Below are 12,130 nucleotides of genomic sequence, written 5' to 3' on the forward strand. Positions count from 1 at the left end.
AGAAGGAGAAGTGATATGGGAAAAGTCATAGGAATCGATCTGGGAACGACCAACTCGTGTGTCGCCGTTCTCGAAGGGAACGATGCCGTTGTCATTCCCAACCAGGAAGGGGGGCGGACGACCCCCTCGGTGGTGGCTTTCTCAAAAGCAGGAGAGCGACTGGTAGGGGCGACAGCCAAACGGCAGGCGGTGACCAATCCTGAAAATACCGTTTTTTCGATAAAGCGATTCATGGGGCGGCATCACAGTGAAGTGCAGGCGGAGGAGAAGATTGTTCCCTATAAGGTTTCGGAAGATGAAAAGGGTGAAGTGGTGGTAGTGATCGGCGACCAGAAATACGCCCCGCCGCAAATTTCCGCGATGATTCTTCAGGCTCTCAAGAAGACGGCCGAGGATTATCTGGGGACGGAGGTGACGCAGGCGGTCATTACGGTTCCGGCGTATTTCAATGATTCGCAGCGTCAGGCCACCAAAGATGCCGGGCGTATCGCGGGGCTGGAAGTTTTGCGTATCATCAACGAGCCGACCGCGGCTTCGCTGGCCTATGGATTGAATAAGAAGAAAAACGAGAAGATTGCGGTTTATGATCTGGGGGGCGGCACGTTTGATATTTCAATACTGGAATTGGGGGATGGCGTTTTTGAGGTTCGCTCGACCAACGGCGACACGCATCTTGGCGGTGATGATTTTGATCAACGGATAATCGACTGGATGGCCGATGAGTTCAAGAAGTCACAGGGGATAGACCTGCGGCGGGATCGGATGGCTCTTCAGAGACTGAAAGAAGCGGCCGAGAAGGCCAAATGCGAGCTATCGACGACTATGCAGACCAATATCAATCTGCCGTTTATTACGGCCGACCAGACCGGTCCCCGTCATCTCGATTTGACCCTGACCCGGGCCAAATTGGAACAGTTGACAGATGATTTGCTTCAGCGGACGATCGGGCCGTGCAAACGGGCGATCGAGGACGCCAAGTTGACACCAGCTGAAATCGATGAGGTTATTCTTGTCGGCGGGCAGACGAGAATGCCCAAGGTGCAGCAGATCGTGCGCGACTTATTCGGAAAAGAACCGCACAAGGGTGTAAATCCCGATGAGGTTGTGGCAATTGGAGCGGCGATTCAGGCGGGGGTGCTTTCGGGCGAGATGAAAGATGTGGTTCTGCTTGATGTCACGCCGCTGTCGCTCGGCATTGAAACGCTCGGCGGCGTCCTGACTCGGCTCATCGAACGCAACACAACCATCCCGACCAGAAAGAGCCAGATATTTTCCACGGCGGCCGATAACCAGACGGCGGTAAGTATTCATGTGCTCCAGGGGGAGCGCCAGATGGCGATCGATAACCGCACTCTGGGAAGATTCGACCTGGTCGGTATTCCTTCGGCGCCGCGCGGCATGCCCCAGATTGAGGTTTCTTTTGATATTGATGCCAACGGTATTGTTCATGTTTCGGCCAAAGACCTTGGCACCGGCAAATAGCAATCGATCAGGATTCAGGTTTCCTCGGGGCTGTCGGATCAGGAAATCCAAAAGATGGTCAAAGACGCCGAACTTCACGCCGAGGAGGACAAGAAGAAAGAGGCGGTCATACGGGCGCGAAATGAAGCGGATCAGATGATTTACACGACCGAAAAGACACTCAAGGAATATGGTGACAAAGTTTCCGAGGAGGAGAGAAAACTGATCAATGAGAAGATGGAAAAACTGCGCGGCTCTCTTTCATCGGAATCGGCGGAAGTTATTAATCAGGCCAAGGAAGAGCTGATGACGGCCTCACATAAGCTGGCCGAAGAGATATATCGCCAGGCTTCGGCCGCCCAGACGGCGCAGGGGGCGGGGGCGGGACAGGCAGCCGGGGCCGACGGCGGTGGGGCGCCAAAGGGAGACGGCGCGGTTGACGCCGACTTTGAGGTCGTGGATGACGACAAGAACAAATAAGAGATCATACCCGGATTGCGGGTGACTGCTTGCAGACAGACTGATGGAAAAAAAAGACTACTACGAGGTGCTGGGTGTTTCCAGATCATCCTCGGAGGATGAGATAAAATCGGCCTATCGCAAACTGGCGATGAAGTTTCATCCCGACAAGAATCCCGGTGACAAGAGCGCCGAGGAGAAATTCAAAGAGGCAACCGAAGCGTACGAGGTACTGAAAGACGCGCAGAAGCGCCATACTTACGACCAGTTCGGTCACGCCGGTCTTTCGGGCGGCTGTTTTGGCGGCGGGTATGATTTCGGCGGTTTTGATTTGAGTGATGCTCTGCGAGCGTTCATGCGCGATTTTGGAGGTTTCGGCCTCGGATTCGAGGATTTTTTCGGCGGCGGCCGTCAGGAAAGGTACAATCGGGGCGAAGATCTTCGGGCGCGAGTCTCTCTGACGATGGAGGAGATAGCCGCCGGGGTCGAAAAGACGATCAAGCTCAAGCGGTATGAGGAATGCGAAGAATGCGGCGGCTCGAGAGTCGCACCCGGCTCGTCGAGAAAAACCTGCCCGGAATGCCGCGGCTCGGGTCAGGTGAGAACCGTTTCCCGCACCTTTCTCGGCACCATACAGCAGGTGCGGACCTGTAACAGTTGCCGGGGAGAGGGTGAAATAATTACCACTCCCTGTCTGAAATGCAGCGGCGAAGGGCGCATCAATGGTTCGGCAACAGTCAAGGTAAAAGTGCCTCCGGGGGTTTCCTCGGGGAATTACATGTCTCTGGAGAATCAGGGTAATGCCGCCCGCGGGAGTGGGCCGCGCGGGAGCTTGATAGTGATTTTCGAGGAGCAGGAGCATAGTATTTTCTCCCGGCAGGGGGAAAATATTATTTGCCAGATGCCAATATCTTTCACGGTGGCGGCTCTCGGGGGAGAAATATCGGTTCCGACGCTGAACGGCGATCACCGTCTTAAAATTCCCTCGGGAACGCAGAGCGGGCGGGTATTTCGTCTCAAGGGAAAGGGTATCCCGCGACTCAATTCTCACGGGTCGGGAGATGAGTTAGTGCAGGTGATGGTCTGGACGCCGACCGATTTGAATGCCGAGGATAAGCGGTTGCTCGAGGCGTTGGGACGCTCGTTATCATTTGCCCCACCCCAAGCGGATAAATCATTTGTTGAAAAATTGAAGGAATCATTGGGCTTCTGATATGGCCGCCGATGCGAAAATGACGGAACGGTATTTTGAGGCCGTAATCAACATTCCCCGTGATATGCAGGAGCCGGTTTGTAATTATATCATAGAAAATATTTCCGGCGGGATCGTGCTGGAGGAGGAAGATGACTCCGATGAGGTTGGAATAAGGTTCTATGTGCCGGAGGAAAAGGGGGAGCATTTCCGGAATCAATTGTCCGACTACCTGAATGTCATCAACACTCGGACAATAACAAAACCCGAAAATATTCGAACCAAATTGATTGCCAATATTGAATGGGAGCAGGCTTATAAAGATTCGATCCGACCGGTTGTCATAGACAATGTTGTCGTCAGACCCCCCTGGATTGTTTCGCCATACAAGGACAAGATGGAGCTAATAATAGAGCCGAAGATGGCCTTCGGGACAGGGAGTCATGAGACGACCAAGCTCTGTATCAGGGAAATTCAGAAATATTTTCGGGCGGGGCAGACGCTTTTTGACCTTGGCTGTGGTTCCGGGATTCTATCCATATTGGCGGCCAAAATGGGAGCATCGGCGGTCAAGGGGGTCGATGTTGATTTAATCGCCGTGCAGAATTCCAGGGAAAATATCTCCATTAACCGGGTGGAAGACAGAATCAATATCGAGTTCGGCTCGATTGAGAAGGCTGAAGAAGGAACGCGATACGATTTTCTGGTCGCCAATTTGATAAAGAGTTCCATTCTGGAATTATATGGCCGGTTGGAGGCAATTGTGAAGCCGGGCGGAATTCTGCTCTTATCGGGGCTGCTTATTCAGGACAGGGAGGCGATGGATGAGCTTCTGACGGGGTGTCAGGTTTCCCGGCGGGAGATCAATCAGGACGGACAGTGGCTGTCTTACACTATCTGGAAAAAATGATTCCCACTTATTATACGTTACCTGAGAATATCGGGGAGGCGGAGCTGACCATTCTTGGCGAGGAGGCTCATCATATCAGCCGGGTAATGCGCTTGAAGCGCGGGGAAGCGGTTATTGTGGTGGATGGAATGGGTAACGGATATAAATCCGAGATTATGGAAATTTCGGCGCGGGAGGTGACCTGCAGCATATATTCGCGGATCCGCAATTTTGGCGAGCCGCTGCATCGGGTGACATTGTCGGCAGGGCTTTCCACCGGAGTGAAATTTGATGACGTTATACAGCGCGCAACCGAATTGGGGGTGACGCGGTTTATACCGCTGGTGACGGAAAAATCGAAAGTACGCATTGATGAGGAAATGAAGGGGCAAAAGAAGCTTGACCGGTGGCGGAAGGTGGCCATCGCTTCAATCAAGCAATGCGGGCGCTCGCTGATACCGGCAATTGAGCCACTTATTGAATTTGAGAGAATATTTACCGATTACGCCGATTTGGGCCATAAGCTTCTTCTTGATCCTGGGGGGAACCGACGCATAGAGAATCTATCGTTCGGTTCCGAGGAGAGGGACATTTCTCTTTTGATTGGCCCGGAATCCGGTTTTACGCGGAGCGAAGTGGAGTCGGCCAGGGAGAAGGGGGCCGAGATTATCACGCTGGGGGGGCGTATCCTTCGCACTGAAAATGCCGGGCCGACGGCGGTGGCCCTTCTTATGAATCTTCTGGGGGAATTCAGGTAGCCGGCCGGTCTGCCGATATTATGATTGATGGCAGAATTATTTTTATATCTCTGGATAGCCGGGATAGGACTGATAATCGGTTCATTTCTTAATGTCCTGATCTACCGGATCCCAAGGCATATCGGTTTCGGGATGAGTCGCTCGTTTTGCCCCTCCTGCAAGGAGAAGATCAGCTTTTACGATAATATTCCGCTTTTGAGCTATCTTATTCTCGGCGGAAAGTGCCGCCATTGCCGGGCAAAAATATCTTTTCGTTATCCGCTGGTGGAATTCCTGAATGGTTTGGGGTACTTACTATTTTTCTGGCATTTTGGACCGGCCATCAATCTTGTGGTATATTCCGTTTTGACTTCCATATTGATAGCGATCTTCTTTATCGATATTGAATTTCAGATCATTCCCGATATGCTGACTATCTCGGGCATGGCTCTGGGGCTGATAGCCTCATTGCTTCCGGGGGGAACAGGCATAATATCGGCCTCAATCGGGCTGGCGGCCGGCGGCGGTGCTCTCTATCTGATGGCGCTTCTCGGCGACTGGCTTTTTAAGAAGGAAAGCATGGGCGGAGGGGATATCAAGATGTCGGCGATGCTGGGAGCATTTCTGGGGTGGCAGAAGATAATTTTCATCTTTTTTGCCAGCGCCGCTATCGGGTTGCTTATCTCTATGATAGTGATGCTGTTTTCGCGCCGGGTGCGCTCCACCCGGGTGATACCGTTTGGCCCCTTTCTGGCCATTGCGGCCATAATTGCCATAATTTATGGCGATACGTTTATTGATTTTTATCTCCGGCACTTTTTCCGTCTTTGATGCTCGGTATCAGGTGGGTCGTCTCAATCTCGCTTTGTTACGGTCGATAACTCTAATGAGATTATGAATATCAAATCAAATGGTTTCCGCTTTGAAATCAGCCTTGGACTGGCGCTGATTATACTGGTGTTGGTGGTTTTGAATTTTGCCTCACATTATGCCCTTTTTCGGGCGACCAAATCGCTGGAAGCTATGGTCAGGGATGAATTATCCGAGGCGGCGGTGGTCATGGTGAACAATATCTATCATTACGAAACGCCCGACCTTCCCGACAGCGCCCGCAATCTGATTAAGGGCGAATATGAGTTGGACTCATTGGGGATAGTATCGCTCAATTATGCGCGGGTCATGGGTATTCAAGCCGGAGAAGCGCCCGATTCAGTCATTCTGAGACTTGACCGTAATATTACCGCCGGAGATTTGAGGCCGCTTCTTCGCAACCAGACCGTCTTCCGTCATAAAGAGGGGGATGCCCGATGTCTTCTGCTTTTTCCCATGGAATATATCGGCTCCAAATATTTCATAGCGGTCAGCAAAGAGAGTCCTCTGCTTGGCTCGATGGAAAACGCGGGTCGCATCCTGATATTTTTCGGTATTCTGGGGGTGGTCATTATAATCTATGTCTCGGGCAAATTCGTGCATTTCATCACGCGGCCGTTCAATCGTCTGAGAGAAAAGGCGGTGGCATCGGGCCGCCTGGATAAAGAAGCCGGAGATGAAATGACGCAGCTGATCCGGTCCTACGAGAAGATGATAGATGATTTGCGGGTCAAGGAGCAGCAACTGGTGGCACTGAATGATATGGTTTTGAGGCGGGCGGAGGACCTGGAGGTTTATAATAATTATATTCTCGGCTCAATTAATACCGGGATAATCACGTTCAACAGCGAGCGGAGAGTTGCAACTATCAATCGCGCGGCAGTCACTATTCTGAATCTTCAAGCGGATAATTACGGGGATGCAGCCTGCACCGAGCTGCTGGCGGATTTCTCCTCGATACTGGGTCTGGTGGAGGATTTCTATGCCACCGGTAAACCTATCATAAACTCCGGTGTAGAGATTCTTGGAGAAGGGCGGCGGCGGAAGCTTTCGGTCTCGCTTTCGCCATTAGGCGACAGCCAGGGCACGAATATAGGTCTTTCGATTCTATTCAATGACCAGACCGATTTCATGATGATACAGGAGGAACTGGAATTGAATAGGCGGATGGCTTCATTGGGTGAGATGTCGGGCGGGCTGGCGCATCAGTTGCGCAATGCCACGGCGGCGATTGTCGGATTCGCCCGGCTGATTGACAGGAAAACCGATGCAGAGAGTCCGCTTAAAGAAAATGTCCGGTCGATATTGAAGGAGGCTATGGAGACCTCGGCGCTGGTCGGCCATTTTCTTGATTTCGCCCGGCCGCTTGACCTGAGCGCCGAGGAATTTCGGCCTGTCGAATTGATGAAAAGTGTGGTCAATTCAGCCAAAATAAAATATGACAAGGCTCGAATAGAATTGGATTGTGATGAAGATCGCGAATTGGCCATTTGCGGGGATCAGCTTTTGTTGAAGCAGGCACTGGGGAATATAGTCGACAACGCCTGCCGGGCGGTGGCTGAATCAGACGGAATGGTGAGGGTTACTGCCCGACCGAATGTCACTATGCTCGAGATAACAATTGCAGACAACGGCCCGGGGATCCCCGATACCTATCGAGATAAGATATTTACTCCTTTTTTTTCCGGGACGCCGTCGGGGTCAGGTCTGGGCTTGCCTCTGGCGCGCAAGATAATAACACTTCACGGAGGGCAGATCACCTTTGAGTCTCATCCGGGCCGAGGAACCGCCTTCAAAGTCATTCTTCCTCTTAAGGGAATAGTCGAAGTGTTGGCCTCCAAAAGGGAAATCGCGGCGCAGGCCTGATAAATCTGTTGCCTCTTTGGGGCTGATTCCCTATATTCCCGCCTGAAATTTTATGGAGGTAGAATGATTTCTCCTAATGAATTTAGGAAGGGTGCGAAACTGATGTTTGAGGGTGCCCCGTATGTCATTGTCGATTTTCAGCACGTGAAAATGGGGCGCGGCCGGCCGCATGTGAAGGCGAAAATGAAACATCTGATTACCGGGCAGATAATCGAAAAATCGTTTCTGACGACGGAAAATTTCGACCAGCCGGATCTGCAAGTGAGAACGATGCAGTATATGTATGTGCAGGGCGATGAATATGCTTTCATGGATACGCAGACTTATGATCAGATAGCAATCGATGCCGGGCATCTGGGCGACGCCAAGTGGTATCTGATGGAAAGTCATGAGTATGATGTTCTCTTTTTCGAGGGAAAGCCGCTCTCGCTTGAATTGCCGGCATCGGTCGTTTTGGTGGTGACCGAATCGGAACCGGCGGTCAAGGGAGACTCGGTGTCGAATATCATGAAACCAGCCACGGTCGAGACCGGGCTGCAAATAAAAGTTCCTCTTTTTGTCAAGGAAGGGGACAAAGTGAGGGTTGACACCCGCACCAATGAATATTTAGAGAGAGCCAACTAAAATCAGCGCCTTGGGGAAAGTTCTAGGAGTAGATGAATCTGGGAAGGGGGATTTTTTTGGTCCTCTGGTAATTGCCGGGGTTCTGGCCAACAGCGCCGAGGCCGAGGCGCTGGTCAAGGCGGGGGTCAGAGATTCCAAAAGGGTTTCCGACAAAAAGGCGCTGGAATTGAGCCGCTGGATATCCACCCATTTTGTACATTCGATTGTCACCATAGGTCCCGAGAAATATAATCAGCTTTACAGCCGGATAAGAAATCTCAACAAGCTTCTGGCCTGGGGGCACAGCCGCGTCATCGAGAACATCGCCGAGGGGAATGAGATTGAACTGGTGATATCGGACAAGTTCGGGAGGGCCGATTTTATCGAGAAGGCACTGTTGGAGAAGGGGCGAAAGCTGAAGGTCAAGCAGGAGGTTCGCGCCGAATCGATTGCGCAGGTGGCGGCGGCTTCAATACTGGCGCGGGCGGCTTTTGTCCAGAATATGGAGAAACTTTCCGGTCTTTATGGCATGGAAATTCCCAAGGGAGCCGGAGCGCCTGTGGATAAAGCGGCCGCGGCACTGATAGCACGTTATGGGAAAGAGGCCCTTGATAAAATAGCCAAGGTTCATTTCAAGAACTATCTGAAAGCCATCGGCTGAGTCTGTTTATTTCATTTTCCGGAATCCATTAATCACGCTCGAAATAGTTGGGGTTTTACAAGACATAAAAAGGGCCGGTCGTTACCTATAGAAGGTGAAAAAGGAAAGGTCAGACTATGAAATTTCTCCGACAATTTCGCCGCTGGGAAATGATTCCGGCGTGGCGTTGATTACATATCGAACCAGGCCTACACCCGGCGCATACCAGTAATAATTGGTGAATCCGTTCGACTGATTTTCGACGCGGATACAATTTTGATATGAATTGCCGTTATCGAGATATATTTCTTCAAGGGCGGAGATAATGAAATAGTTGGCGCCGATGGTCGGGAAGCTTTTGGTGGCGATCAGTCTGCCGGTATTCGCGTCATCCGTCCTGGCGCCATCGCCGCTATCGCTGGAATCGCCTGTTTTGCCGTCGTCGTTGCCGGTCAGGATGTCGAGGAGATTATCCTAGCCCTGGTTAACGTCCACGGGTGTAAATCGCAGCCATGATCGGCCAACCGTCAGGGGCGCTTCCAGCACTTTTTCGGGGCGGCTCCTTCGCCGTCAAAATAGTATAGACTATTTCCCTCCACATAAAAGAAACCGGTATCCATGAATTGGGGGTAATGGACATTCTTCTGTGTCCAGTGGAAACTGTTTTTGCCATCGATCAGCACCGGCGCACCGACGGTGTGGCGGTTGCGGGATATGGTGTTGCTCCAGTTATTGATAACAGTGAAGATCACATTTTTACCCGCTGTCAGCGGGAAGTACTGTCCGAGAGAGGGCTCCGCATTTGAGGTATAGGAGTTCACCTTGTCGGAGCAGCTATAGACTATCAGCGATATCGTGAGCAGTACAGCCGCGGACAGAAAAATAAAAACCAATCTCTTCATAAGATCTCCCTCTTGTTTCAGGCGAGCATTGGTTAAGGGGATATTCACTGCATTCCGATTGATGCAATCCTGATGCCGGAATCGTCCATGACCGCTACCATATTAGCCGCCAACAGGTTATGTTTTTGCTTGCAAGTTCAGGGGGGGGAGATGTGGGCATGGGAAATTATTTGGAATTTCAAAGAATATGGGGGAGGAAGGAATGGGCTTTCAGTCCCAAGGCTAATAAAACGGTCAAATTTGCCGAAAAGAATATTAAATGTAAGCCTATGACTTTTAACCGATTGTAAAGACCGGAGCCAAGCCGTGACACAGTTCATTCTGGATCTGTTTTTTGCCTCCATATTTATCCTCCTTCTGATACTCATGGTAAAAATGAGGGAGAGAGCATTTGCCGACAATAAGGAGAGTTATCGTTACGCCATGATGGGGATGTCGGTGCTGGCAATTGTGGCATTTTTGCAGTTGGCCGCCCATCAGGACCTTCTGGGGACTATTCCATTCCTGTCCGAGCCGATTTATCAGGAGCTGGCTCAAGTCATCGGCATTGTGGCCGGTGTCGCTCTGATGATTGCCGGCATTTCTATCTGGCTTCCGGTGAGGAAGCGGAAAGAAGATGAGACTGTGCTCATAGTGAAGCGGCATGATGCAATTGAAAAGATCGAGCAGTCGATCACGGATGCGGAAAATTCCAATCGTCTTTTTCGCGTTATCCCGCCGATGATTTGCCGGGCCTTTGGTTATGATGCTGCGGCCGTTTTCAAACTGCATGCAAAAGCGAGGCGCTTTATTGGTACCGATTTCCATGGCATAGATGACGATCTCCGCCGGCAGTTGCAGCAAGAGAGTTTCAGCCTCGGCGAGTCAATTAAGGCGGCGGATGAACTGGGCTCCAAATATGCTTTTAGATTCTGCCTCCCTTTGAAATTGAAAGATCTGACGGTGGCACTGATATTATTCAGAGGTGGTCAAGCCAGCGCGGCGGAAGAAGGGCTATTCCAGCACATCGGCCGCATCTTCTCCAATCGTCTTGAGAGGGAATTTCAGACGAAGAAAATATCGTTCCATGAAAAATCCTTAAGATTTCTATCCGAGGCCAGAGGCATCGCTTCCGGCCGGGCCGATATCAAAGATAATCTTCCGGCCCTTTATCGGCTTTTTAATCGGGCCTGTGAGGCGCGTTTTTTCTCGCTGGCCGTGACGGATAAGAACCGGAAAAATCTGCGTCGTTATACGTGCGGTATCAACGGGCAGATTCTTCTTGACGGCGTGACCAGTCCCGATCTCGGGCATACCTATCTCGACCGTGTGCTGGAATACCGCCAGAGCCTGCTGATAAATGATGTCACGATCGACTCAGCGATATCCACCGAATCTCTGTTTGTCAGTTGCGGGCAGAAAAGCCTTATGTCCGTTCCGATCGTAAGCTTTGGCCGAGCCGTCGGCGTTTTGACTCTGGGGCATCCCATGCCCGGCCGATTCGGTCGCAAAGAGTTATTCCTTCTGGAAATTCTCTCGGAGGCGATTTCACCTCTGATAGAGGCCGACCTCTCACGTGGTGTCGCGTTGGAGCGAGACCGCTATCTGGGCGCGATTTCCAATTTCGAAAACATAGCCGATAATTGCGCGAACAGCGAGAATCTGCTGGATGCTGCGGCAGAACTACTTCTTCGCAACGTCATGACAACGATGGTGAGGATTTCGGTTTTGAACAGCGATCGATCGCAACTGATCAGCAGGGCCATCAAAACGATTCGTCCTTTTGAAAGCATAAAGAACGATGCGGTCAGCTTATCTTCCGAGTTGACGCGGTGGCATCAGATGGTTGTCACAGAGAACCGGCTTCTTCTTATCAATCAGAATGATTCCGAATCATACATGGATCCGGGCGAAATGGAATCGCTGGTTTTCAGGGGGATGCAGTCGGCTCTGATCGTTCCGATTGCAGTCAACGGTATGACATATGGTATTATAACCCTTGGCGAAATGAGGCAATGGGATCGATTTTCCTATGATTCGGCGGCGATCAGTTTCTGCAAGGCGATTGCGGCCCGCCTCGGCAGTGCGCTCAAAATGATGCAGCTGAGCCAGGCCCTCCTGAAGGAGATTCCCGATAATGCCGCCTATCCCAGGAACCGCCTGAAAGAGAGTGACCTTTATCAGAATCTAAAGACGCCTCTGACGGCGCTCCGGGGCTCACTCGATTTGCTGAAGATACAGGGAAGAGGGGAGCCGGAGGAGAATTCCGGTCGCATTATCGCCAGCATGGAGGAATCAGCCGAGAGGATTATTTCAATCCTGGACAACCGCTGAAATCACCATTGACAGGAAAAGCAAGAGAACTCAATTGACGGATCAACTATGAGCTACAAGATAACGACTCTCAGCGACCGGCAGTGTTCGGAACTACTTTCCCGAGGCGATGATTCGCTGTTTGGGACCGGCCAGAAATTATATCTGACCACGGTGCTACCCGGTCTGTTTTATTGCGTGACGGATAAGATCAAGAAT

10 protein-coding genes and 1 pseudogene are annotated in these 12,130 nt (G+C 51.3%); 10 read left to right on the top strand and 1 reads right to left on the bottom strand.

Going from position 1 to position 12,130, the window contains the following annotated elements; translation table 11 throughout:
- Positions 1-15: 15 nt before the first annotated feature.
- The 9 genes and pseudogenes from dnaK (at position 16) to NT002_14685 (ending at position 9,195) form a co-directional block, all read left to right on the top strand.
- Positions 16-1,941 (top strand): annotated as a pseudogene (gene dnaK, locus NT002_14645) (molecular chaperone DnaK).
- 43 nt (positions 1,942-1,984) lie between these two features.
- Entirely contained in the window at positions 1,985-3,133 is a 1,149-nt protein-coding gene (gene dnaJ, locus NT002_14650; protein ID MCX6830502.1) for a molecular chaperone DnaJ, read from the top strand.
- 1 nt (position 3,134) lies between these two features.
- Positions 3,135-4,022: a 50S ribosomal protein L11 methyltransferase gene (locus tag NT002_14655; GenBank protein MCX6830503.1), complete on the top strand. Its 888-nt coding sequence runs from the start codon at positions 3,135-3,137 to the stop codon at positions 4,020-4,022.
- Entirely contained in the window at positions 3,992-4,759 is a 768-nt protein-coding gene (locus NT002_14660) for a 16S rRNA (uracil(1498)-N(3))-methyltransferase (protein MCX6830504.1), read from the top strand. The genes NT002_14655 and NT002_14660 overlap by 31 nt, the downstream gene beginning before the upstream one ends.
- A 27-nt stretch (positions 4,760-4,786) precedes the next feature.
- On the top strand, positions 4,787-5,569 hold the full coding sequence (locus tag NT002_14665; GenBank protein MCX6830505.1) for a prepilin peptidase: 783 nt from the start codon (positions 4,787-4,789) through the stop codon (positions 5,567-5,569).
- A gap of 63 nt (positions 5,570-5,632) precedes the next feature.
- Positions 5,633-7,474 carry an ATP-binding protein gene (locus NT002_14670; protein MCX6830506.1) on the top strand — a complete coding sequence of 614 codons (1,842 nt, stop codon included), beginning with the start codon at positions 5,633-5,635 and terminating at the stop codon, positions 7,472-7,474.
- Between the two features lie 63 nt (positions 7,475-7,537).
- Positions 7,538-8,098, top strand: a complete 561-nt coding sequence (gene efp, locus NT002_14675) for an elongation factor P (GenBank protein MCX6830507.1) — start codon at positions 7,538-7,540, stop codon at positions 8,096-8,098.
- 10 nt (positions 8,099-8,108) lie between these two features.
- Entirely contained in the window at positions 8,109-8,738 is a 630-nt protein-coding gene (rnhC, locus tag NT002_14680) for a ribonuclease HIII (GenBank protein ID MCX6830508.1), read from the top strand.
- 313 nt (positions 8,739-9,051) lie between these two features.
- Complete coding sequence (locus tag NT002_14685; protein MCX6830509.1) at positions 9,052-9,195, top strand: hypothetical protein; 144 nt, start codon at positions 9,052-9,054, stop codon at positions 9,193-9,195.
- Positions 9,196-9,244: 49 nt separating this feature from the next.
- On the opposite strand, the gene NT002_14690 is transcribed toward NT002_14685, so the two are convergent.
- Positions 9,245-9,619: a hypothetical protein gene (locus tag NT002_14690; GenBank protein MCX6830510.1), complete on the bottom strand. Its 375-nt coding sequence runs from the start codon at positions 9,617-9,619 to the stop codon at positions 9,245-9,247.
- A 306-nt stretch (positions 9,620-9,925) separates the two neighbouring features.
- On the opposite strand from NT002_14690, the gene NT002_14695 reads away from it, so the two are divergent.
- Entirely contained in the window at positions 9,926-11,932 is a 2,007-nt protein-coding gene (locus NT002_14695; GenBank protein ID MCX6830511.1) for a GAF domain-containing protein, read from the top strand.
- Positions 11,933-12,130 lie beyond the last annotated feature (198 nt).

This window comes from Candidatus Zixiibacteriota bacterium (assembly GCA_026397505.1).
Classification (GTDB): Bacteria; Zixibacteria; MSB-5A5; order GN15; family PGXB01; genus JAPLUR01.